This window comes from Flavobacterium sp. N3904, assembly GCF_025947305.1.
Lineage (GTDB): Bacteria > Bacteroidota > Bacteroidia > Flavobacteriales > Flavobacteriaceae > Flavobacterium.
Genome location: NZ_CP110009.1, coordinates 4,036,460 through 4,058,953, shown reverse-complemented (window position 1 = coordinate 4,058,953; position 22,494 = coordinate 4,036,460). Strand labels below are relative to the sequence as shown.

Here is a 22,494-nt window from a genome sequence, read left to right as displayed (position 1 = left end):
GGCTATTTTAATGAAAGGTTGCGTCTATTTTAAAAATAATAATAATTTAAGTAGTGCTATTGAAATTTTGCCCCATCACTCAGTAACAACGATAGCGATTTAAGGCTTTCTGTTCGATCGGCTATTAATTTTAGAATGCTTATAAACGGAATAAATAGTATCATTCCAGCAGCTCCCCAAAGTATTCCACCAGCAATGACCATAACCAACATAGCAAGTGTGTTTATCTTCAAGCGGCTTCCTACCGCATAAGGAAATATGATGTAAGCTTCCAGCACTTGTACCAATGAGAAGACTGCAATCACTCCCAATGGATACCAGATGGAATTAAACGTAATCCAAGCAACTGTAATTGGCAATAGTGACGAAACCATAATGCCAACATAAGGAATAAAAGTAAGAATGGAAGCGGTAAACCCAAAAAGAAAGGGATAAGGAATACCAATAATAGCAAGTCCGATGCTATTCAAAAGGCCAACTATCATATAAACAACAAGCATTCCTTTTATGAACTTGTAATATTCATGAATCGTTTCAACAATAATCTCGTGGATGATTTCTTTTTTGTCCAAAGGGAAAATATGGTACAATGCCTGAACCAATAATTGGCGATAAAATAATATCAGTGCCGAAAAAATGGGAACGATTAAGAGATAAAATAGTGATTCAGTGAACGAATACAGTGTGTCTTTGAGGAAAGTAAATATTTGAGAACTTGAGTTGTTTAGTGCATTTTTTATATAGTTCAACTGTTTTTCTTCGTTTACTCCAAATTGATTATTTAAAAATAAACTTAGTTGGTTTATCGTTTCTTCTAGTTTTGTTTCCAAAGTTTGCCATTCATTAGAAAATTCTAAAATTTGTGAAACAAGGAGAAAAAGTATGGTTGCAAATAGGAGCGCTACTGCAATTAATGAAAGCCCAATCGCTATATTAAAATTTACACCTTTTTGTTCCATCCATTTACAGACAGGATAGAGTATAAAACTAATAAGCATTGCAAAACTCAATGGGATGAATAACGATCTTCCAAAATACAAAATCACTATTACAATAAATAAGTACTGAAAAATTTCAAGGGGAGTCGCCTTTTTGGATGGATATATTGGAATTTTTACCATTTGATTTTTGTTTTTAACTGTTGAGGTTAAATTAATCGCTTAGTAGTTGTTTAAATAACTGACATACAAGATACAAAAAAATATGGAGACAATTTTGTTTGGAGGCAATCATTATTAAATTTTAGTTAAATAAATCAGTTCCTAAAGTAAGTTTTTTACTAATTGGCTAAATTTGAGTAAACTAAAAAAAGATAGTTATGAAAAGAAATGCAACCGCAGTTTGGAATGGTTCACTAAAAGAAGGAGCCGGTAAATTAACGACACAAAGTAAAACTTTAGACAATACTCAATATTCATTCAAATCCCGATTTGAAGAAGGAGTAGGTACCAATCCCGAAGAATTGGTTGCTGCTGCACACGCGGGATGTTTTACCATGCAGCTTACTGCTTTTATCGGTGAAACGAGTGCAGTAATTGAAAGTATAGAAACGAAATGCGATATCAATTTGGTAGAAGGAACAATTATTGGTTCTCACTTAACAGTGAATGCTAAAATAAGTGGTATTTCAAATGAAACGTTCCAGGAATTAGTTACAAAAGCAGAGAAAAATTGTCCAATTTCAAAATTATTCACAGCCGAAATTACAACAACAGCAACACTACTGTAATCATAATGAAAATAAAAGAGAAAAGGTTCGGTTTGCTAACAAGTCGAACCTTTTCTCTTTTAACCTACTATTCTTTCTTCTTAATCAATTCGTAGTTGACAATGGATAAAAAGTAAAAAAAGCTATCTGCTGTTATTTTTCCTAAAATAATTCCAACAAAATAATTTCCTGTCAGGATTGGCATCCAATACATGCAAAATGGACGAATAAAAAAGAAATCCAAAGCCGCAGGATAGCCAAATTCTAGAAATAAATTACGAATTAAGTATAAGATACCCTTTAGAGTCGTTTTTCCATGCTGAAGTTGATGTCTTTTGTAAGATCGGTATATCATAACACCATAAAATGCAAAATATTCGGCAAATGTTATTAGATACGCTGTAACCAATCCACTAAAAATTCTACTAAATTGTGATGCAATCAAAGCGGCGCTAGTAGCTGCCAGTTCCGAATATTTGTAGCGATCGAACCACTCTTTGAAATTTGCTTTATTGAACATTTATTTGTGTTTTTTTAGAGAATTAGAATTAAGGCTTTAGTTTTTAAACCTTTCTAATAAATAATTTTTTATTGGCTAATGCCAATAAAGTAATGATAAGAATAATGAAATAAATAGTTGTCAATACACTCTTTATAACCGTAAAAGTACTTGTAATTTGAACTTGAAATTCACTAATATCGGGATAATCTTTTAGCATAGTTATGATTCCAATATTTTCTCCATAATCGAATAAGCCTGAAAATAAAGGCAGCAAACACAAATAGAATAATTTTCCATCTAGTTTTCCTAATTGGTTTATAAAATAAGCTAGGACCAAACACGAACTAACTCCAAAAAGGAAAGGATATATCAAATCTAATGGAAGCTGATGGTATAAATACAAATCTCTTCCGGCTGTTCCCAAAGTGTTAAATAGAGTTTTGACATATTGAACATCATAACCAGTTGGCATCATATCCAAAATTTTCATTCCATCAGAATAGTGCATCACTTCTGGTATGGTAACACTAAGCATAAGGGCATAGACTATGTTGCAAAGTATAAATAAAGACAATACGGTCTTACCATTTATATTTCTTTTGATAAATTCTCTCATCTTCTAAATTAATGAATTACCAAAGCTGATGCACTTGCGGTTTTATATATTGCTCATAAATGGCGTTCATTGCAGTGATTTTTTCTGGAGTTAGTTTTGGTAAATCATACAAGGAAAGATTGGATAAAACATGACTTTGCTTTGATGCGCCTGGAATAATACAGCTAATTTCGTTAAAACTCAGAATCCATTGCAGCGCAATAGGAGCCAAATTTGTTGCTTCAGGAAATAGTGATTTTAATTCTTCAACTGCTTTTAATCCCAACTCATAATTAATTCCGGAGAACGTTTCTCCTTTGTCAAAAGCAGCACCTTCACGATTAAAATTTCTATGATCCTGTTCTCCAAAAGTAGTTTTAGCATCGAATTTACCGGTCAATAATCCGCTGGCCAATGGTACTCTGGCAATAATTCCTATATCATTTTTTTGAGCTTCTTTAAAAAATAATTCGGATGGGCGTTGACGAAAAAGATTGAATATGATTTGAACGGTAGTCACATTTGAATATTCAATAGCTTTTAAACCTTCCTCCACTTTTTCTACACTAACACCCAAATTCAAAATCTTGCCTTGATCTTTTAAACGGTCAAACAATTCAAAAATTTCGGGACGATAAAATACTTGGTTGGGAGGACAATGTAGCTGAATAAGATCAAGTGTTTCCAATCCCATTCTTTTCAAACTGTCTTCTACAAATTTTTGAAGAACTTTGGGCTGATATCCTTCATTTATATGTGGATTGATGTGTCTACCACATTTTGTCGCTACATAAATACGTTCGGAACGGGAGCGAACCACTCGGCCTACTGCAGTTTCGCTTAGTCCATTTTCGTAAACATCGGCAGTATCAATAAAATTGACACCGTTATCAATGGCGGTGTTAATCAATTCATCTGCGGTTTTGTCATTAAAGGGAGAACCCCATTTCCCGCCCACTTGCCAAGTACCAAGTGCAATTTCTGAAATGTTGAAATTGGTTTTTCCTAGTTTACGATAATTCATTTATTATTTTTTTAAGTTTCTGAGTTTCTAAGACTCTAAGATGCGAAGTTTTTTAAAGTTTTCAAAATCTTAGAAACTTAGTATCTTAGCATCTTTATCAATCAAACAAATCCGAAGACAAATAACGGTCTCCGCGGTCACAGATAATGGCTACTACCACACCAGATTCCAATTGATTGGCAATTTTAACAGCAACGGCCACCGATCCACCACTGCTCATTCCTGCAAATACACCTTCTTCCTGCGCTAATCTTTTGGTCATTTCACGAGCTTCTTTTTCGCTGACATCAACAGTCACATCTACTTTTGAGGCATCAAAAATCTTAGGTAAATATTCCTGTGGCCATTTTCGAATACCCGGAATTTGAGATCCCTCGCTGGGTTGTGCACCAACGATTTGAATATTTGGATTCTTTTCTTTCAAGTATGTTGAGGTACCTATAATGGTTCCCGTTGTTCCCATTGCCGATACAAAATGGGTTACAGTCCCATCAGTGTCATTCCATATTTCAGGTCCCGTGGTTTTGTAATGCGCTTTCCAGTTGTCGTCATTCGCAAACTGATTCAGCATTATATAACCACCTTCGGTTACTTTTTTATCGGCATAATCTCTGGAGCCTATTATTCCTAAACTGGCAGGAGTTTGAATAACCGTTGCGCCATAAGCCTGCATGGTCTGTGTTCGCTCAATAGTGGAGTCTTCGGGTAAAACCAATTCGATTTCTATGTTGAATAATTGCGCTATCATGGCCAATGCAATTCCGGTATTGCCACTTGTAGCTTCAATTAATTTGTCTCCTTTTTTAATATCTCCTCTTTCAACAGCAGAGGCGATCATATTGTAAGCGGCACGGTCTTTTACACTTCCTCCAGGATTATCTCCTTCGAGTTTCAATAAGAGTTTTACGTTTTTGTTTTTAATTAAACGGGTTGTTTCTACCAAAGGCGTATTCCCGATTAATTCTACTAATTTATAGGTTCTCATTTTTCTTTTTCTCTTTTATTTTAACTTCTGTTGTAGTAGTATTCAATACTATTGAATCCGCTGGAATCGATTTGGTTACCCATGAATTTCCGCCTACAACACTATTTTTGCCAATAACTGTGGTTCCTCCTAAGATGGTTGCATTGGCATAAATACAAACATTTTTTTCTACGGTAGGATGCCTTTTTGAGTTTTTCATGTCTTTACTCACACTCAATGCGCCCAAAGTTACCCCTTGGTATATTTTTACATGCTTTTCGATAACAGTGGTTTCCCCAATTACAATTCCGGTAGCGTGATCGATAAAGAAAGGTGAAGCAATAGTAGCTCCGGCGTGTATATCAGTACCAGTAATGCGATGGGCATATTCGCTCATTAGTCTCGAAAAAAGCATTAAATCCAAAAGATATAATTCGTGGCTTAATCTATAAATTGCTATGGCATAAAACCCTGGATAAGCAAGATAAATTTCTTCAATACCATTAGATGCGGGGTCATTTTCTAAGATGTAAAATGCATCTTTATTTAAACTTTCGAGTACCGATGGAAGTTTTTCTAAAAATTTATCCCAAGCAGAATCACACGAATCATGTGCTTTTTTGCAGGCAATAGAAGCTATTTCTTTGAATTGTTTTTCTAACTCATCAATACTTTCGTCTAGTGGTGCATTAGAATCAAATAAAGTGTAAAATAGTTTTTCGGTAAAGGCTTCGGTTTTGGTCTTTATGCTATAATTGATAGTAAAATGACTTTTTGAAGTGCTAATATTTTGAACAATCAGATCTTTGGTCATGATTATGAAATTGAGTTGTTATTTTGAAAGGATAAAAGTAAGGCGTTTTTCAGAAAAAATAACAATGATTAACTAAAGAATTAGGTTAATAACCATTGAGACAATTGGGTTTGAAAGGATATAACAGAATTGTTGTTTTTTGGGAATTATATCACATAAATTATAAATTGCAAATGATTGTTTCTGTGATATGCTCCATAATATGATACCCTTCTTTATTAGGGTGCGCACCATCTTCGGAATAAATAGATTTTAATCCTTTTCGATCATCCACCATATCCGAATAATAATCAGCATAGGCGATGTTATTTTCGTTAGCATATTTTACAATCATTTCATTTAAAGTTTCAATTTTATCAGCGGGTTCGATTCCACGTTTCCATGGGTAATCATAAGCAGGAAGTACGGAGCATAGTACCACTTTTATGTTATTTGCTTTGGCCAATTCGCACATTGAAATAAGATTTCCCAGAATCGTTTCGAGTGTTGTTGGCCCTGTATTTCCTGCAATATCATTGGTTCCCGCCAAAATCATAACAATTTTTGGTTTTAGCTCAATAACATCTGGTCTAAAACGAACGAGCATTTGGGAAGTGGTTTGCCCATTAATTCCTCTATTGATGTATGTTTTACCAATAAAAAATTCGGGGTGAATTGTTCCCCAACCCGCTATAATGGAATCGCCAAAAAGCACAATTCGTTTTTCTCCTAAAGTTGGAGGAGCAAATTGCTTATTTTCGTCTTTGTATTTGTTTAAGTAAGCCCAATCGGGAGCTTTTATTTTTCCTTCCATAATAGTTTGTTCCAATAATAAAGCGTATCGAATTTTTAATAAATACTTTATCTGATTAGTTTTTTAAGCGCTTATATTTTTCAGTGATTATTCTGTCAACGCCTAGTTTTTCTACTCTTTCAACACCTTGTTGTGTAAGTGTATCATTTTTGATGGAAATTTTAAATTCAAATTTATTATTCTCCCATTGTCTGTTAGAGAAATACTCTAAATATTCGGTGTAACTATCGTTGACCAAAGTGTATTTTCCTGCTCCAGCAGCAAACTTTGGATTGGCTTCTTTTCCCATCGTCAAGTCATGTTGAAAAAAAGCAAAATGATCTGGATTGATGATTTTTATCATTTTTCCTTTTGGGTCAAAAGTTGAAAAAGTGGAATCTTTTTGAGTAGTTGTTGCTGAAATGAGTTCCCAAGTTCCAATAATTGGCAAATCGCTTCGACTGGTTTTATTTTGGTTAACACTACAGGAGTAACTGATTATTGTAATAAATAATAAAGAAAGTTTGATTTTCATTTTTAGGCTTTAGTTGTTGAAAATAAAAAAAATCTAAAATACAATTAATTTCGCATTTAGATTTCTTTAAAATCAAAACAATGATATAAAATATGTAAATTAGTAAGGTATTCTTGATGACGAATTCCTTAAAGAGGGTTTGTGTCTTTTTTTAATAATTTTAAAATCGAAGAATGAACAATAAAAGTGTATTGAGAAAAAGAATCACTCATTTTTGGAAATTATTAGGGCCAGGACTCGTAACAGGGGCCAGTGATGACGATCCTTCGGGAATTGCGACTTACTCTCAAGCGGGTGCGGCTTATGGACTCACAACTTTATGGACTTCGATCGTTGCTTTCCCTTTGATGGCAGCCATACAGCAAATGTGTGCGAGGATTGGTTTGGTAACCAGTCAGGGTTTAACGGGAACTTTAAAGAAAAGTTACCCAAGACCCATATTATATTTGATGCTTTTGTTTAGTTTTCCCGCTATCATTATGAATATTGGTGCCGACATTGCTGGTATGGGAGCTGTCGGCAACTTGCTCTTTCCTTCTGTTGATGCGTCTTTTTTTAGCGTCTTTTTTACGATTTTACTTTTGGGGCTCATTATCTATTTGCCTTACCAAAAAATTGCTTCTGTGCTTAAATATTTATGTATCGTAATGTTGGTTTATTTTATAGTTCCCTTTTTGTACAAACAAGATTTTATGGCTATTATGAAAGCGACTTTTGTTCCAACAATTCAATGGAATAGAGATTTTATCGCAATCCTGGTAGGTATTTTGGGAACAACTATTTCGCCGTATCTATTTTTCTGGCAAGCTTCGGTTGAGGTTGAGGAAATGAAACATAAGAGAAAACATTTGATGGTGAATAAAAAAATCATCCATGAAATGAAGCAGGATGTCGATTTTGGAATGACTTTCTCTGGATTGGTGATGTATTTTATAATTCTAACGACGGGTACGGTTTTATTCAACGGCGGAGTTCATCAAATTGAAACAGTAGAGCAAGCTGCACAAGCTTTAAAACCTTTGGCTGGAAATATGGCTTACCTGCTTTTTGCAATAGGTGTTATAGGGACGGGACTTATTGCTATTCCGGTATTGAGTGGTTCTCTTTCATATATTTTTACCGAAACCTTTGGTTGGGAAGAAGGGTTGGATAAAAAATTTCATGAAGCAAAAGGATTTTACATCATTATTGCGATATCATTATTACTTGGTTTATCACTTAATTATATTGGAATTTCGCCTGTCAAAGCATTGATTTACACAGCAATTTTGTATGGATTAACAGCTCCTGTTTTGATAGCTATCATTTTGCATGTCTCCAATAATAAAAAAATTATGGGTGAATTTGTAAATGGTTGGCTGGCTAATGTTCTGGGATTTATTGCTTTGATTATAATGACTTTGGCTGCTGGGCTATTACTATATCTTCAATTTGTAAGCAATTAGAAATTTATTTCTTTGTTGCCATAGATGGTTCTGGATTGTCTTTTTCTAGTTCCATAGAATAAAATACACGAGTAATTCTCCAAGATCTGTTTTTGTAGATTAATCCCCAAGTTTCTTTGCCCCAATTTATTTTTTTTTCTTCTTTCCAATAGCTGTAGTCAAAATCGATTGTAGCCGAATAATCATCTTGTTTGTAGATAATTGTACTCGTTTTTTTTTCGGTAAATCCGTTTTTTGTTATTGCTCTAAAGTATTTTTTGTAATCTTCATTATAGTAATCGGCTTTGATTTTATTCTTTTTCTGAATCAAGCCATCCTGTGGGTTTTTATTGTAAATGCGAACAAAAGGAATCGGATTCTCATTAAAAAGATTAAAATAGGCAAGACTGTCTTTTTTGATTAATGAATTAGTATAGGTTTCCAGAACTTCTTTTAATTGTGATTCGCTTACCAATTCGTTTTTAATTTCTTGGGCATTACTTTTGTTAGAATATAAAGTTGTAATTAAAAAGAGCAGTATAATTTTTTTCATTTTAAATTTTAGTTTTAAAACATAAAAGTAGTTAACTTGACTAGAAGACTCTTTTCAAAAGTACTTATTTCTATTAACATCTTATAGCATCTTAAACTATTATTTGCTGAATTTAATTGAAAGTTTTCATGTAGAAAAGAATTCTCTGTAACCAGCTTTGTTCTCTAAATTCGTTTTTTGGTTTTCCAATGAAAAGCCCAAATAAAAAAACCGACTTGCTCTCACAAATCGGTGGGTTGTTTATTGGAAAGCTAATTTTATTCAAATAGACCTTCAATGCTCAAATAACGTTCTCCAGTGTCATAACAAAAAGTAAGTATTTTGGAATCGGAAGGAATCTCTTTAAGTTTTTTGGCAACAGCAGCCAATGATGCACCGGATGAAATTCCTAGAAGAATACCTTCTTCTTTAGCGGCTCTTTGAGAATATTCAAATGCTTCATCTTTGCTTACTTGTATCACTCCATCAAGAATTTCAGTATGTAAATTGGCTGGAATAAATCCGGCTCCAATGCCTTGAATAGGGTGAGGGGAGGGTGCTCCACCACTAATAACTGGAGAAGCTTCAGGCTCTACAGCAAAAACTTTTAGATTTGGAAATTGTTGTTTTAGTATTTCGGCACAACCAGTGATATGGCCACCAGTTCCAACTCCTGTAATGAGATAATCCAAGCCATTTGGAAAAGCTTTTATGATTTCCTGTGCAGTAGTGGTTTTGTGAATTTCGATATTTGCAGGGTTTTCAAATTGTAGCGGTGACCAAGACTGAGCAATTTCGGATGTCAATTCTTGGGCTTTTTCTAAGGCTCCTTTCATTCCTTTTTCGCGAGGAGTAAGAACAAATTCGGCGCCATAAATACTCATCAATCGGCGTCTTTCTACAGACATGGATTCTGGCATCACCAAGATTAGTCGATAGCCTTTTACTGCGGCAACCATAGCAAGTCCAATTCCTGTGTTTCCAGAAGTAGCTTCGATTATGGTACTTCCTTTTTGCAACAATCCTTTTTGCTCTGCATCTTCTATCATAGACAAAGCAATTCTGTCTTTGATGCTGGCCCCTGGATTTGTTTTTTCTAGTTTTACCCAAACATTCGCATCGGTTCCAAATAATTTATTGATTTTTACATGAGGCGTATTACCAATAGTTTCTAATATGTTGTTGTGTACCATGACTTGTAAATTTTATTCGAGTAAATATAAGATAGAAAATGTTATTTTCAAAATTATATAATATATTAATTCTATAAAAATTATAGAGATATACTTATAATAAAACCCCGATTTGAAATAATTCCTATCGGGGTGTCATTTGTTTATGTGTTTATAATGTTATGTGATTAAATTTCAATGTGATGACTTTCAAAAAAAAAACTTTTTTACAAGTGAATCACTTCTCCATAAGCATCAGCAACAGCTTCCATAACTGCTTCACTCATTGTTGGGTGAGGGTGAATCGATTTTAAGATTTCGTGTCCAGTAGTTTCCAGTTTACGAGCAACAACTGCTTCTGCAATCATATCGGTAACACCAGCTCCAATCATGTGACATCCTAACCACTCGCCATATTTTGCGTCAAAAATTACTTTTACAAAACCATCTGGAGTTCCAGCAGCTTTGGCTTTTCCTGAAGCAGAGAATGGGAATTTACCAATTTTTAATTCGTATCCTTTTTCTTTAGCTTGTTTTTCAGTCAAACCTACAGATGCAATTTCTGGTGTAGCATAGGTACATCCAGGAACGTTTCCGTAATCGATAGGGTCTACATGCAATCCTGCAATTTTCTCCACACAATTGATTCCTTCAGCAGAAGCTACGTGAGCCAATGCTTGCCCTGGAGTTACGTCACCAATGGCATAGTATCCTGGGATATTAGTTTGGTTGTAAGCGTTTACCAAGATTTTATCTTTATCAACAGCGATTCCAACTTCTTCTAATCCGATGTTTTCGATGTTAGTTTTGATTCCAACAGCAGACAATAAAATGTCCGCTTCAAGAACTTCTTCACCTTTAGCCGTTTTAACAAATGCTTTTACTCCTGCGCCAGCTGTATCAATTCTTTCAACAGATGAGTTGGTCATAATTTTGATTCCTGCTTTTTTCAAAGAACGCTCAAATTGTTTTGAGATATCCTCGTCTTCTACAGGAACTACATTTGGCATAAATTCTACAATGGTTACATCTGTTCCCATTGAATTGTAAAAATGTGCAAATTCTACTCCAATAGCTCCAGAACCTACAATAATCATCGATTTTGGTTGGGTTGGCAATGTCATTGCTTGACGGTATCCAATTACTTTTACACCATCTTGAGGTAAGTTTGGTAACTCACGTGAACGGGCTCCAGTAGCAATGATAATGTGATCAGCACTGTATTCAGTAACTTTTCCGTCTTTATCGGTAACGTCTAGTTTTTTTCCGGCTTTCAGTTTTCCAAAACCATCAATAACGTCTATTTTATTTTTTTTCATCAAGAATTGAACTCCTTTGCTCATTCCTTCAGCAACCCCACGGCTACGTTGAACCACTGCTGGAAAGTCTTTGTCAAATGATGAAACAGTCAATCCATAATCAGAAGCGTGTTTTAAGTAATCAAAAACCTGAGCTGATTTTAATAATGCTTTAGTTGGAATACATCCCCAGTTCAAACACACACCACCAAGGTTTTCTTTTTCTACTACAGCCACTTTAAATCCTAATTGAGAGGCTCTAATTGCTGTAACATATCCTCCAGGACCACTTCCTAAAACTATAATATCGTATTTCATTTTGTATTTGTTTATTTGTTATTTGTACAAAATGCAGTCGCTAATGCTCGTGTCATTTTTTTTGTATTTGTTATTAATTAATAAAAATGGAACATGAAAACCATGTTTCATTTTAATGCTTATTGTAATAATAAATTGAGATTGCGAATTTAAGGATTTATTTGATTATGGAAAAATTTAGGAAGAACAAAGTTTTACTCTATTTTGTGATAGATCTGACTTTGATTTTTAATTTTAGAATAAGTAGTAGAATTGGTTTTCAGGAAGAGTGAAATATGCTATTGGTTACAAATTAAATTAATTAGATGCTTATAAAATTATATGAATAGCGAAGTCTTTTTTTTTCAAAAAAAAACTATCGGTTGCTAGGGGAGATAATAGGGATTGTTAATTGTTTAAAAACTAATAATTAAATCTTTACATGTCCCCAATTTTCACCAGTTGCAATACGTCTGATTTGCATTTCGCTTACACCAAATTGTTTGGCAATCATTTTTAGGCGTGTTTTTTGTTCTGGCCGGGCTAAAATCTTTTTGATTAACATGACTCTAATTGTTGTTAATTTTCTTCCGTCAGCTTTTAAGTTGTGTTCGATTAGATTTTTTCTGGCTTGAATTATATTTGGACTTTTATTCCTATGGTCAATCATTTCAGCTCTAGTAGCCCAACGTAAATTATTGACATCATCGTTATTTCGACTATAATCTAAATGTAATACATACGTTTGTTCCTCAGACTGTTTCGGTATAAAATATTGAGCTACTAGTTTATAAAGAAATAAACATTTGCTAACGGTTTTACCGTCTTTTTTGATTCGGAATGAAAAAGTTGGATAACCATCACTTAAAGATCCTTTCAATAGACGACAATCTTCTATGTTCTCTGAAAAACTAATTAATCGGCCTTTGTTTGAAATGGCATATCGAAGTTTTAAAGAGTAATCGAGTTGTATTTCTTTAAATTGTTCGTTTGGATAAATTCTAATTTGTGGCATTTGAATTTGAATTTAGATGTCCAAAGATATTCAAATAAATGTATTTAATGTGTTAACTGAGTGTTTTTAAGGTGTTTCTTTGTGATTTTGACAATATAATTACAGATATTGTGATAATTTTCTTTAATTTAAAATTAATTTGTAACTGAAAACTGCGAATCATATAAGTTTTTATAATATCCTTTTTCTTGGTTTATTAATTCCTGATGCGTTCCTTGTTCTACAATGAGTCCCTTGTCCATAACCACAATTTTATCAGCATTGACAATTGTTGCCAATCGATGTGCAATTACAATTGAAGTTCGGCCTTTGGTAATGGTTTCGGTTGCTCGTTGGATTAATTCTTCCGAATAGGTATCGATTGATGATGTTGCTTCATCAAGGATCAAAATACTTGGATTACTTACAAATGCACGCAAAAAAGCAATAAGCTGGCGTTGTCCCGACGACAGCATTACACCGCGTTCCTTTACATCAAAGTCATAATTATCAGGCAAGCTCATAATGAATTCATGAACGCCTATTTTTTTGGCTGCATTCAAAACTTGATCTCTAGTAATTTCTGGATTGTTGAGCGTTATATTGTTATAAATGGTATCGGCAAAAAGGAAAACATCCTGCAAAACCACTGCAATTTGCTTACGTAACGAACTCAAAGTATAATTCTCTATATTGTGATTATCGATGAATATTGAACCACTATTGATTTCATAAAAGCGATTCAATAAATTAATGATGGTTGATTTTCCTGCTCCTGTAGAGCCCACAATGGCAATAGTCTGGCTTGCTTTTACCTCAAGATTGATTCCTTTTATCACTTCTTCATTTGGGATATAGCCAAAATGTACGTTTTCAAAACGGATTTCTCCGTCAAATAAAGGCGCTTCGATTGTTCCCGTGTCCTGAATTTGGTCTTGGGTGTCCAATATGTCAAAAACACGGTTGGCGGCAATCATTCCCAATTGCATTTCGTTAAATTTATCCGCAATTTGACGCAACGGGTTAAACAACATTCCGATGAACATGGTATACGAAAATAAATCCCCAAAAGTAGTCGAAGTATCACCTTCTAAAATATGAAAACCTCCATATAAAACGATAAATCCTAGGGTTAATGACGAAATAATATCGGCAATGGGGAAGAAAATCGAGTTGTACAAAATGGTTTTTATCCATGCTCTATTGTGTTTGTCATTGATTATCCTAAATTTTTCGGCTTCAATGTCTTCTCGATGAAACAGCTGAACTATTTTCATGCCTGTTACTCTTTCTTGCACAAATGAGTTCATGTTGGCAATTTGAGTTCGTACTTCCTCAAAGGCAACTTGCATCTTTTTTTGAAAAATTCGAGTGATAAAAACCAAAATAGGCATCGCAACAATCACAATCCATGTTAGTTTCCAGTTCATATAAAACATGAAAATGAGGACTACTAGCATTTTCATCAAATCACTTATAATCATAAATAATCCTTGACTGAAAATACGGGCAATCGCTTCAATGTCAGATACAGAACGCGTTACGAGTTGGCCCACAGGAACCAAATCAAAATATTTCATTCTAAAACTTAAAATGTGCTTGAATAGTTTTACCCGAATGTCCTTCACAATATCCTGTCCCAGCCAGTTGGCCCAATACACAAAGAAAAATTGGGAGAAAACTTCCAATAAAAGCACAATTCCCATTAATGTAATATAAACCAATAACCCATTTTGATCTTTGGGTTGTATGTAACTGTCCACCGTTTGTTTCAATAAATAAGGGCGAAGTGCTGCAAAAACGGATAATGAAATGGCGAAAATGATCACACCATTAAAACGCCATTGATAGGGTTTGGTATATTTTAATATTCTCTTGAATAAGCGGGTATCAAATGCTTTTGCTTTCATTTATTTGTTTTGTGCTTTAAGCTTTAAGCTTATTGCCTAAAGCTATAAATAATCGTATTCTATTTTGGTTAAATATAACCCATGTGCCGGAACCGAAAATCCGGCTTTGTCTCTATTTTTACTTTCTATAATTTTCTCAAAATCATCCAAAGTAATTTTGTGTAAGCCAATATTGATTAAGGTTCCCACTATGGATCGAACCATATTTCGTAAAAAACGATTGGCCGAAATGGTAAAAATTAATTTATCATCCACTTTCTTCCAATACGCTTCAAATATACTGCAATCAAATGTGTTTACATCGGTATTGACTTTAGAAAAGCACTGAAAATCGGTATGGTTCAGTAATGATTTTGCAGCCTCATTCATTAAATCCAAATCCAGCTTTTGATGAAAATACCAGCTTTGCTCTTGAAGAAAGGCATTCTTAAAAGTATTTATGTGGTATTCATAAGTTCTTTTGGTAGCATCAAAACGACAATGTGCTTCGTCGGCAACAGGTAAAATAGCATATACAACAATGTCTTTCGGTAAAAAAGAATTGAGTTTGTGTATTGTATTCGGAATGTCAAATGCAGTTTCCAAATCAAAATGGGCATACATTTCTTTGGCATGAACACCGGTATCGGTTCTTCCGGCGCCCATAAGATTAATCTCAGTATTTAGAATTACCGAAAAAGCTTTGTTCATCGTTTCCTGAACAGAAGCTGCATTGGGTTGGTATTGCCAACCGTGATAATTTGTTCCGTTGTATGCTAGTTTTATAAAATACCTCAAGGCTTGTGTACAGTATTCAGTGTTCAGTATTCAGCCAATAATGCTGAAAAGTGTCCATTGAAAGAGTTAATATCGGCAAATTTACAAAGAATGTATCTTGGTTGGTTGTTTTTTATTTAAAACTAGAATGTCTATTTTTGCTCAAATGCCATAGCCCTGATTGAAACGGAAATCCTTTTTATTTTTTCTTTAAAAATAAAAAGATTGAAGTGTAAAGCAGGAAGTAGCTCCTAAAAATATGAAAAAGATTCTTCTGCTTTCTGATACGCACAGTCATATAGATGACACGATCTTGAAATATGTTCATCAAGCCGATGAGGTTTGGCATGCTGGAGACATAGGAGATTTAATAGTTACTGATACGATTAAAAAGCTGAAACCGTTGCGTTGTGTTTATGGTAATATTGATGATAGTCAAGCGCGTTTGGAATTTCCGTTGCACAACCGTTTTTTTTGTGAAGGCGTCGATGTCTGGATCACGCACATTGGCGGTTATCCCGGAAAATACAATCCGGCATTGAAGGCTGAAATAGCGAGTAATCCTCCAAAGTTGTTTATTTGTGGGCATTCGCATATTCTGAAAGTAATTTTTGATAAAAAGAATAATCTATTGCACATGAATCCAGGTGCAGCGGGGAAAAGTGGTTTTCATCAAGTGCGAACGATGCTTCGTTTTGAGATTGATGGAGAGGCAATTAAAAATTTGGAAATTATTGAAATAGATAAAAAAGGATGATTCCAATTATTTTACAATTGGAATTTTTAATGTAATTGTGGTTCCTTTATTTAGAATAGAATTAATGATAAATTCACCTTTCATGTTATTAATTCTTGCTCTGATTTGATTGATTCCAAACCCTTCAGATAGTCTGAACTCGTTATCTATAAAGCCATTTCCATTGTCTGTCGTGATTATTTGCAATTTATTTTCGTTTTCCTCTATAATGATTTTTGCTTTGGTTGCATTACTGTGTTTTATGATGTTATTGATTAATTCGGTGATTATAAAATAGAGTTTCATTTCAAAATCTTCATTGTAACGTTTTTTTATATCGATATGGGAACTGAATTCGATTTTGATTCTAGAATTGGATGTTTTTTCGCATAAGTCTTCTAGTGCATAAAGAAGGCCAAATCTTACTAATAGTGAAGGCATTAATTCGTGGGACAAATTTCTGATTTGGTTATGGGCTTCTTCAAGAATTTCTTTGGTTTTGCTTATTTCTTCTGTTTGGGTAACGTTTTGAGAGGTAAAAACATTAAGATGCAACCCTGCTGAAGAAAGTAAGGAGCTTATGTTGTCATGCAAAAATGCGGCAATTTTTTTTCTTTCCAATTCTTGACCGTCTATCGACGCATTGATGATGTTTTCTTGTATTTTACTCTGGAAGTCTTTGAGTTTGTTTTTTTGTTTCAAACGAATGTTTTGGAAGAAAAAATAGAGAAAAATTATTATACATATTAAAAGAAAAAGAACAACAATGACAATTTTTTTATTTTTGGATTGTTCTTCAATGAGTTTGTTTTGTTTTGTTTTATAAGTTGTTTCAATTTTATCAATTTCTCTTTTATAATGATCAATTTCTAGATTAATACCTACTATGTTGGCTTTGTTTAGCTTTTCGTCAATGTGAAGTTCATCGGTAATTTTGTTATATAATATAAGATTTTCATACGCTTTTTGAGGTTTTTTAATCTTATTTAAAAATTTTGAGTATTCTAAGTGAGAGTAGGATAGGTCGGATTTTTCATTTCCAATAGTGCCAAGTTCTATGGCTTTTTCAAAAGAGGAAGTTGCTTTTTCTATGTCGTTTGTATAGCTATAATACATGCCATTGAGCATGTTTAAAGCTACAATGGTTGAGTCGTCACCATCTAAAATTTGATATTTGTTGATGTATTCCAAATAAGGCAATCCTTCTTCATAATTTCCATTATCAAAATAGGCCCAGACAATATTAAGGTTGGTTAGGAATATTTGCTTTCTGTCTAGTATTTTTTGACTGTGTTGTAGTGATTTTTTATAATAATAAATTCCTTTATTGTATTGCTTTTTATCAAAACAATAGATGTTGCCTAAATTATTATAAAACTGGTTTTTTAAAATGTTATTATTTGTTTTTTTAACATAGTAAAGACCAAGGTTGTAATAGTGTAATGCTTTTAAGGGTTCTGTTAATTCGTCAAAATTGGCCGCTATGATTAAATAGCAATTGGCAATTAAATCATTATCCTTATTTTTATTAGCTTGTTCTAGAGCAACTCTTGATTTTAATAATGATTTTTCATATTCACCAGTTTTCCTATTTATACTGGCATCATTTATTAATCGAGAGATTTCTTTTTTTGAAAGCGTTTTGTTTTGAGCAAGCGATTGATGACTAAAATAGATTAGAAATATAAATAAAAAGTAATATCTATTTTGAATCATATATTATAGTGCAAACTGTATTCAAAATTATAGTGTACAGATTTGATTTTTTTATTGAAAATTAAGAAATAATCAAGTGATTGTTCATGGCATATTTGACAATGCCAATTGTGTTCCTTGCTTTAAGTTTTTTCATGATATTTTTTCGATGAGTTTCTACGGTATTTATACTTATAAAAAGCTCTTCACTTATTTCTTTACCACTGTATTCTAAAGCAATCAATATAATGATTTCTATTTCGCGTTCTGTCAGTAACGGATTTACATTGGGTTTGTATGTACTTAGTTTTGGGTTGTTTTTGGTTGCATTGGTAAATATTTTTGCTCGAATAGATTCGCAAAAATATTCTTCACCATTGGAGACAGCATGCACAGCTTCAATAATATTATCACCGGCACATTGTTTGGTCAAATAGCCGCTAACGCCCAAATCCATGATTTCTTTTATTAGTTTTAGATCATCATAACTAGATAGAATAATGACTTTGCAGGGAAATCCTTTTTCTGCAAATTCTTTGACTACTTCAATTCCGTCTTTTTCTGGCATACTTATATCCAAAACAAGTACATCAGCGTGATTATTTGTGACATCATCAAATATGGTAGTGCCATTTAATGAAGAACCAACAACCTTAAAATTAGGTACGGTATGAAGTAATGTCTGAATTCCGTGAATAATTATTTGATGATCGTCTGCTAGATGAATTCTAATATTCTTTGTCATATTTTCTATTACTGTATTCAAATTTATGAAAAAAAAAGTTTCTTTGACTGTACTAATTTTTATTATTTTTAAATAAAGATGAAACAATGTTTCATAAAAAAACCCGAGCTATTTCAGTCGGGTTTTCTTCGCACATTAATAAATTAATTTTATAGGTTTATCTCAACCGATCCACAGATTTTACAAGATCCTCGTCCTTCTTGATAGCCTTATTAGCAAAAACTAATACTACAATAGCAAAGATAGGTAGAAACATCCCAATACCTTTCTTAGAAACAGCAACTGCTTCTCCAGATATATTTAGTGAATGATATACAAACAATCCTAATAAAATCAAATTTAATATGATGTTCAATCTGTTTAATACAAATTGAGTTTGTCTTTTTTTGAAAGATATAATGCTGTAAACCGTTATTGCAGTACTCAATCCTAATAAAATAACATAGAATTGGTTTTGCATAAAATAATAATCTTTCCCATTATTTAAAACCCATAAGGGGAAAATATAAGGCAAAACGCCAACGGCTAAAAAAGCAAGAAATAAATATATAGTTTGAATTCTTTGTATCATGTTCTTGAAAAATGTTTTACAAAAATATATTTTCTTTTTAATAAAAGCTATTGTATGATAAATTTTATTTGTATTATTGCATAACAATACCGTAAGCACTTCATACTGCGGTTGATTTAAATGAAGATACTCCTAAAAAATCTTTTGCATTATTTCCAAATTAATTAAACAAATAGAACATTCATGTTTGATATTTCTGTATTAAAAGAAATGAAGCTTTCTGAGCTTCAAGAAATAGCTAAAACAGCTAAAACCATTAAGTTCAACGGCGTAAAAAAAGACACTTTAATCAGTCAAATTTTAGAACATCAAGTTGCTACTTCAGAACCAACTATTGAAAAAGTTGTAGATGAGGAAAAACCCAAAAGAGCTCGTATCACACCTGCCAAAAAAGGCTCGGTTGCCAAAGTCATTGCTGATTCTCAGTCATTAAATAGTGAAGAAATTCAGAATGATATCCCAGTTGCAATTGAATCTGAAACTGTTGAGCAACCAGCAATAGTCAATACAGAGAATTCGGCACCGATTCAGAAAAAAGAAGGCAAGATTGTAAAGTTCAGTAAATCGGCCTATGAGAAAAAAATGGCTTTGCAAAGAGAAAAAGAAGCATTAAAAGAAGCCGCTAATGCAATTGATAATGAGAGTATAACTTCTGATGTTGCAACAACAGATGATACAACAGATGTAGTCACAGAAAGCTCTGAATCAAGTATTCCACAAAAAAAGATAATTCCACACGAGCGAAAGCGAACTGACGAAGTTAATCAATTAAATAAAAAGATTCCAAACCAAAATGGGAATCAAAATCCAAATCAAAACGGAAATTCTAACCCCAATCAAAATCAAAATCCAAATTTCAAAAACAAGAAAAGCAATTTCAAAGACTCTGATTTTGAATTTGATGGAATTATAGAAAGTGAAGGGGTTCTGGAAATGATGCCTGACGGATATGGTTTTTTACGTTCTTCAGATTATAATTATTTGGCTTCACCCGATGATATTTATTTATCAACCTCTCAAGTGCGATTGTTTGGTCTCAAAACGGGCGATACTGTAAAAGGTGTGGTTAGACCTCCAAAAGAAGGGGAGAAATTTTTTCCGCTTGTTAGAGTTTTAAAAATAAATGGTCACGATCCGCAAGTTGTTCGCGATAGGGTTTCTTTCGAACATTTAACCCCTGTTTTTCCTTCTGAAAAATTCAGATTGGCCGAAAAACAAAGTACTATTTCAACTCGCATTATTGATTTGTTTTCTCCGATAGGAAAAGGACAGCGTGGAATGATAGTTGCACAGCCCAAAACCGGAAAAACAATGTTGCTTAAGGAAATTGCCAATGCAATAGCTGCAAACCATCCCGAAGTTTACTTAATAGTATTGTTGATTGATGAGCGTCCGGAAGAGGTTACCGATATGCAGCGAAGTGTACGTGGAGAAGTAATAGCTTCTACATTTGACAGAGAACCACAGGAGCATGTGAAAATTGCTAATATCGTTCTCGAAAAAGCAAAGCGTTTGGTAGAATGTGGTCATGATGTAGTTATACTTTTAGATTCAATAACGCGTTTGGCCAGAGCTTATAATACGGTACAACCTGCTTCGGGAAAAGTATTAAGCGGTGGTGTGGATGCCAATGCATTGCAAAAACCAAAACGTTTCTTTGGAGCTGCACGTAATGTTGAAAACGGTGGGTCTTTAAGTATCATAGCTACAGCATTGACCGAAACAGGGTCAAAAATGGATGAAGTTATCTTTGAGGAATTTAAGGGTACCGGTAATATGGAGTTACAATTGGATAGAAAAATTGCCAATAAACGTATTTTTCCTGCTATCGATTTAACCTCTTCAAGTACAAGACGTGACGATATGTTATTAGATCCAAAGACACTACAAAGAATGTGGATTATGCGAAAATACCTGTCGGATATGAACCCTGTAGAAGCAATGGATTTTATTAATGACCGTTTCAAAAAAACCAAAAATAACGATGAGTTCCTTATTTCTATGAATGATTAGGACGAAGGTTTGAGTGTTTAAAAGTATAAGAGTTTAATTTGTTTAAAAAGGATTCTAAAAAAATGCACAAAAAAAAATCCTCGATTTTTCAAGGACTTTTTTTGTGCGAACTATTTGTTTTTCTAACTTTCTTTTCTCTCGAATAAAGCCATATAAAAACCATCAAAACCAGATTCTGATGCCAATATTTTTTGATCTTTAATAAAGTTGAATTGTTTGCCAATATCTGTTGTTAAGAAACGTGCGACTTGTTCTTGATTTTCAGAAGGCAAAATAGAACAGGTTGCATAAACTAATTTTCCGCCTGGTTTTACAATTTTGGAATAATTTTCCAAAACTTCCGCCTGCACTTTTCTGATATTGTCGATGAATTCAGGTTGTAATTTCCATTTTGCATCTGGATTTCTTTTCAGTACACCCAATCCGCTACAGGGAGCATCAATCAAAACTCTATCGGCTCGTTCGTGTAGTTTTTTGATCACTTTTGTGGAGTCAATAATGCGGTATTCTATATTAAAAGCTCCATCTCTTTTGGCTCTTAATTTGAGTTGTTTCAATTTGCTTTCGTAAAGATCCATGGCTATTAACTGTCCTTTGTTTTCCATCAAAGCAGCAATATGAAGTGTTTTTCCTCCCGCACCGGCACAAGTGTCAACTATTCTCATTCCGGGTTTTACATCAAGGAAATGTGCAACCAATTGTGAATTGGCATCCTGTACTTCAAAAAAACCTTGTTTGAAAGCATCAGTCAAGAAAACATTGGCTCTTTCTTTTAGAACTAATGCATCTGGTTGGTCTTTTAAGAATTCTGTTTCGATGTTTAAATCCATCAAAATAGCTCTAAGATTTTCTTTAGTGGTTTTAAGGGTGTTTACTCTCAAAATAACTTTGGCAGGTTGGTTTTGTGCTGCTATTTCGGTAGCCCAAACTTTTTCGCCTAATTCTTTTACCCCCAATTCATCCATCCAGTCCGGAATGGATTCTTTTAAAGCCCTTATTTTTGAAAGCTCGTCAAAACGGCCTTTTATTTTGCGTTCAGGTGTTCCTTCCAATTGTCTCCAATCGGGTATTGGATATCCTCTTAATACAGCCCAAACCGAGAACATTCTCCAAAGATTGTCTCTGTCAAATGGTTCTTTTACTTCGGCTATTTCGGCGTATAATCTTTTCCAACGTACAATTTCGTAGATGGTTTCGGCAACAAATTTTCTATCTGAACTTCCCCAACGTTTGTCTTTTTTTAGGGATCTTGCTACTACTTTATCGGCATATTCTCCTTCGTTAAAAATAGCGTTTAGGGCGTCGATAGTAGTATAAACTAAATTTCTGTGTAATCTCATTTTAAATAATTGAAGTGCAAAGGTACTATTTATTGGTTAAAACTAATATTTATATTAGAATCAAAAAAAACACTGTCTTTTAAACAGTGTTTTATGT

Annotated in this window: 22 protein-coding genes; 4 read left to right on the top strand and 18 right to left on the bottom strand. The window is 33.6% G+C overall.

Annotated elements, in window-relative coordinates; all coding sequences use genetic code 11:
- Nucleotides 1-56: 56 nt before the first annotated feature.
- Entirely contained in the window at nucleotides 57-1,121 is a 1,065-nt protein-coding gene (locus OLM57_RS17325; RefSeq protein WP_264564941.1) for an AI-2E family transporter, read from the bottom strand.
- Nucleotides 1,122-1,318: 197 nt separating this feature from the next.
- On the opposite strand from OLM57_RS17325, the gene OLM57_RS17320 reads away from it, so the two are divergent.
- The gene (locus OLM57_RS17320; protein WP_264564940.1) at nucleotides 1,319-1,729 is read left to right on the top strand and encodes an OsmC family peroxiredoxin; all 411 of its coding nucleotides are present in this window, start codon (nucleotides 1,319-1,321) and stop codon (nucleotides 1,727-1,729) included.
- Nucleotides 1,730-1,796: 67 nt separating this feature from the next.
- On the opposite strand, the gene OLM57_RS17315 is transcribed toward OLM57_RS17320, so the two are convergent.
- The 7 genes from OLM57_RS17315 to OLM57_RS17285 form a co-directional block, all read right to left on the bottom strand.
- Nucleotides 1,797-2,228, bottom strand: coding sequence for a hypothetical protein (locus tag OLM57_RS17315; RefSeq protein ID WP_264564939.1), 432 nt, complete (start codon nucleotides 2,226-2,228; stop codon nucleotides 1,797-1,799).
- A gap of 43 nt (nucleotides 2,229-2,271) precedes the next feature.
- The gene (locus OLM57_RS17310; RefSeq protein ID WP_264564938.1) at nucleotides 2,272-2,826 is read right to left on the bottom strand and encodes a hypothetical protein; all 555 of its coding nucleotides are present in this window, start codon (nucleotides 2,824-2,826) and stop codon (nucleotides 2,272-2,274) included.
- A 16-nt stretch (nucleotides 2,827-2,842) separates the two neighbouring features.
- On the bottom strand, nucleotides 2,843-3,829 hold the full coding sequence (locus OLM57_RS17305; protein WP_264564937.1) for an aldo/keto reductase: 987 nt from the start codon (nucleotides 3,827-3,829) through the stop codon (nucleotides 2,843-2,845).
- 97 nt (nucleotides 3,830-3,926) lie between these two features.
- Nucleotides 3,927-4,814 carry a cysteine synthase CysM gene (gene cysM / locus OLM57_RS17300; RefSeq protein WP_264564936.1) on the bottom strand — a complete coding sequence of 296 codons (888 nt, stop codon included), beginning with the start codon at nucleotides 4,812-4,814 and terminating at the stop codon, nucleotides 3,927-3,929.
- Nucleotides 4,801-5,607, bottom strand: a complete 807-nt coding sequence (gene epsC / locus OLM57_RS17295) for a serine O-acetyltransferase EpsC (protein WP_264564935.1) — start codon at nucleotides 5,605-5,607, stop codon at nucleotides 4,801-4,803. The genes cysM and epsC overlap by 14 nt, the downstream gene beginning before the upstream one ends.
- 160 nt (nucleotides 5,608-5,767) lie before the next feature.
- Nucleotides 5,768-6,400, bottom strand: coding sequence for an SGNH/GDSL hydrolase family protein (locus OLM57_RS17290; protein WP_264564934.1), 633 nt, complete (start codon nucleotides 6,398-6,400; stop codon nucleotides 5,768-5,770).
- A 55-nt stretch (nucleotides 6,401-6,455) separates the two neighbouring features.
- A complete protein-coding gene (locus OLM57_RS17285) occupies nucleotides 6,456-6,914 on the bottom strand; it encodes a hypothetical protein (protein WP_264564933.1) in 459 nt (152 codons plus the stop codon).
- Between the two features lie 173 nt (nucleotides 6,915-7,087).
- Between OLM57_RS17285 and OLM57_RS17280 the strand changes: the two genes are divergently transcribed.
- Entirely contained in the window at nucleotides 7,088-8,359 is a 1,272-nt protein-coding gene (locus OLM57_RS17280) for an NRAMP family divalent metal transporter (protein ID WP_264564932.1), read from the top strand.
- A 4-nt stretch (nucleotides 8,360-8,363) separates the two neighbouring features.
- On the opposite strand, the gene OLM57_RS17275 is transcribed toward OLM57_RS17280, so the two are convergent.
- From OLM57_RS17275 to truA, 6 genes are all read right to left on the bottom strand, one after another.
- Complete coding sequence (locus tag OLM57_RS17275; RefSeq protein WP_264564931.1) at nucleotides 8,364-8,891, bottom strand: hypothetical protein; 528 nt, start codon at nucleotides 8,889-8,891, stop codon at nucleotides 8,364-8,366.
- A gap of 257 nt (nucleotides 8,892-9,148) precedes the next feature.
- Nucleotides 9,149-10,063 (bottom strand): cysteine synthase A, encoded by a 915-nt coding sequence (gene cysK, locus OLM57_RS17270; protein ID WP_264564930.1) that lies wholly within the window; start codon nucleotides 10,061-10,063, stop codon nucleotides 9,149-9,151.
- 206 nt (nucleotides 10,064-10,269) lie between these two features.
- Complete coding sequence (lpdA, locus tag OLM57_RS17265) at nucleotides 10,270-11,658, bottom strand: dihydrolipoyl dehydrogenase (protein ID WP_264564929.1); 1,389 nt, start codon at nucleotides 11,656-11,658, stop codon at nucleotides 10,270-10,272.
- 409 nt (nucleotides 11,659-12,067) lie between these two features.
- Nucleotides 12,068-12,652 (bottom strand): NUMOD4 domain-containing protein, encoded by a 585-nt coding sequence (locus OLM57_RS17260; RefSeq protein WP_264564928.1) that lies wholly within the window; start codon nucleotides 12,650-12,652, stop codon nucleotides 12,068-12,070.
- 134 nt (nucleotides 12,653-12,786) lie between these two features.
- Nucleotides 12,787-14,541 (bottom strand): ABC transporter ATP-binding protein, encoded by a 1,755-nt coding sequence (locus OLM57_RS17255; RefSeq protein ID WP_264564927.1) that lies wholly within the window; start codon nucleotides 14,539-14,541, stop codon nucleotides 12,787-12,789.
- Between the two features lie 42 nt (nucleotides 14,542-14,583).
- Nucleotides 14,584-15,318, bottom strand: coding sequence for a tRNA pseudouridine(38-40) synthase TruA (gene truA, locus OLM57_RS17250; RefSeq protein WP_264564926.1), 735 nt, complete (start codon nucleotides 15,316-15,318; stop codon nucleotides 14,584-14,586).
- A gap of 238 nt (nucleotides 15,319-15,556) precedes the next feature.
- Between truA and OLM57_RS17245 the strand changes: the two genes are divergently transcribed.
- Complete coding sequence (locus OLM57_RS17245; protein ID WP_264564925.1) at nucleotides 15,557-16,054, top strand: metallophosphoesterase family protein; 498 nt, start codon at nucleotides 15,557-15,559, stop codon at nucleotides 16,052-16,054.
- Between the two features lie 6 nt (nucleotides 16,055-16,060).
- On the opposite strand, the gene OLM57_RS17240 is transcribed toward OLM57_RS17245, so the two are convergent.
- The 3 genes from OLM57_RS17240 to OLM57_RS17230 form a co-directional block, all read right to left on the bottom strand.
- Nucleotides 16,061-17,749, bottom strand: a complete 1,689-nt coding sequence (locus OLM57_RS17240; RefSeq protein ID WP_264564924.1) for a tetratricopeptide repeat-containing sensor histidine kinase — start codon at nucleotides 17,747-17,749, stop codon at nucleotides 16,061-16,063.
- A 61-nt stretch (nucleotides 17,750-17,810) separates the two neighbouring features.
- On the bottom strand, nucleotides 17,811-18,473 hold the full coding sequence (locus tag OLM57_RS17235) for a response regulator transcription factor (protein ID WP_264564923.1): 663 nt from the start codon (nucleotides 18,471-18,473) through the stop codon (nucleotides 17,811-17,813).
- A 157-nt stretch (nucleotides 18,474-18,630) separates the two neighbouring features.
- Nucleotides 18,631-19,044, bottom strand: a complete 414-nt coding sequence (locus tag OLM57_RS17230; RefSeq protein ID WP_264564922.1) for a DUF4293 domain-containing protein — start codon at nucleotides 19,042-19,044, stop codon at nucleotides 18,631-18,633.
- Between the two features lie 183 nt (nucleotides 19,045-19,227).
- On the opposite strand from OLM57_RS17230, the gene rho reads away from it, so the two are divergent.
- Nucleotides 19,228-21,057 carry a transcription termination factor Rho gene (gene rho, locus OLM57_RS17225; RefSeq protein WP_264564921.1) on the top strand — a complete coding sequence of 610 codons (1,830 nt, stop codon included), beginning with the start codon at nucleotides 19,228-19,230 and terminating at the stop codon, nucleotides 21,055-21,057.
- 122 nt (nucleotides 21,058-21,179) lie between these two features.
- On the opposite strand, the gene OLM57_RS17220 is transcribed toward rho, so the two are convergent.
- Nucleotides 21,180-22,397, bottom strand: a complete 1,218-nt coding sequence (locus OLM57_RS17220; protein ID WP_264564920.1) for an RsmB/NOP family class I SAM-dependent RNA methyltransferase — start codon at nucleotides 22,395-22,397, stop codon at nucleotides 21,180-21,182.
- Nucleotides 22,398-22,494 lie beyond the last annotated feature (97 nt).

Excerpts from the sequence above, each read along its gene's own strand:
- OLM57_RS17325 (WP_264564941.1), bottom strand. The coding sequence starts at position 1,121 with ATGGTAAAAATTCCAATATATCCATCCAAAAAGGCGACTCCCCTTGAA.
- OLM57_RS17320 (WP_264564940.1), top strand. The coding sequence starts at position 1,319 with ATGAAAAGAAATGCAACCGCAGTTTGGAATGGTTCACTAAAAGAAGGA.
- OLM57_RS17315 (WP_264564939.1), bottom strand. The coding sequence starts at position 2,228 with ATGTTCAATAAAGCAAATTTCAAAGAGTGGTTCGATCGCTACAAATAT.
- OLM57_RS17310 (WP_264564938.1), bottom strand. The coding sequence starts at position 2,826 with ATGAGAGAATTTATCAAAAGAAATATAAATGGTAAGACCGTATTGTCT.
- OLM57_RS17305 (WP_264564937.1), bottom strand. The coding sequence starts at position 3,829 with ATGAATTATCGTAAACTAGGAAAAACCAATTTCAACATTTCAGAAATT.
- cysM (WP_264564936.1), bottom strand. The coding sequence starts at position 4,814 with ATGAGAACCTATAAATTAGTAGAATTAATCGGGAATACGCCTTTGGTA.
- epsC (WP_264564935.1), bottom strand. The coding sequence starts at position 5,607 with ATGACCAAAGATCTGATTGTTCAAAATATTAGCACTTCAAAAAGTCAT.
- OLM57_RS17290 (WP_264564934.1), bottom strand. The coding sequence starts at position 6,400 with ATGGAAGGAAAAATAAAAGCTCCCGATTGGGCTTACTTAAACAAATAC.
- OLM57_RS17285 (WP_264564933.1), bottom strand. The coding sequence starts at position 6,914 with ATGAAAATCAAACTTTCTTTATTATTTATTACAATAATCAGTTACTCC.
- OLM57_RS17280 (WP_264564932.1), top strand. The coding sequence starts at position 7,088 with ATGAACAATAAAAGTGTATTGAGAAAAAGAATCACTCATTTTTGGAAA.
- OLM57_RS17275 (WP_264564931.1), bottom strand. The coding sequence starts at position 8,891 with ATGAAAAAAATTATACTGCTCTTTTTAATTACAACTTTATATTCTAAC.
- cysK (WP_264564930.1), bottom strand. The coding sequence starts at position 10,063 with ATGGTACACAACAACATATTAGAAACTATTGGTAATACGCCTCATGTA.
- lpdA (WP_264564929.1), bottom strand. The coding sequence starts at position 11,658 with ATGAAATACGATATTATAGTTTTAGGAAGTGGTCCTGGAGGATATGTT.
- OLM57_RS17260 (WP_264564928.1), bottom strand. The coding sequence starts at position 12,652 with ATGCCACAAATTAGAATTTATCCAAACGAACAATTTAAAGAAATACAA.
- OLM57_RS17255 (WP_264564927.1), bottom strand. The coding sequence starts at position 14,541 with ATGAAAGCAAAAGCATTTGATACCCGCTTATTCAAGAGAATATTAAAA.
- OLM57_RS17245 (WP_264564925.1), top strand. The coding sequence starts at position 15,557 with ATGAAAAAGATTCTTCTGCTTTCTGATACGCACAGTCATATAGATGAC.
- OLM57_RS17240 (WP_264564924.1), bottom strand. The coding sequence starts at position 17,749 with ATGATTCAAAATAGATATTACTTTTTATTTATATTTCTAATCTATTTT.
- OLM57_RS17235 (WP_264564923.1), bottom strand. The coding sequence starts at position 18,473 with ATGACAAAGAATATTAGAATTCATCTAGCAGACGATCATCAAATAATT.
- OLM57_RS17230 (WP_264564922.1), bottom strand. The coding sequence starts at position 19,044 with ATGATACAAAGAATTCAAACTATATATTTATTTCTTGCTTTTTTAGCC.
- rho (WP_264564921.1), top strand. The coding sequence starts at position 19,228 with ATGTTTGATATTTCTGTATTAAAAGAAATGAAGCTTTCTGAGCTTCAA.
- OLM57_RS17220 (WP_264564920.1), bottom strand. The coding sequence starts at position 22,397 with ATGAGATTACACAGAAATTTAGTTTATACTACTATCGACGCCCTAAAC.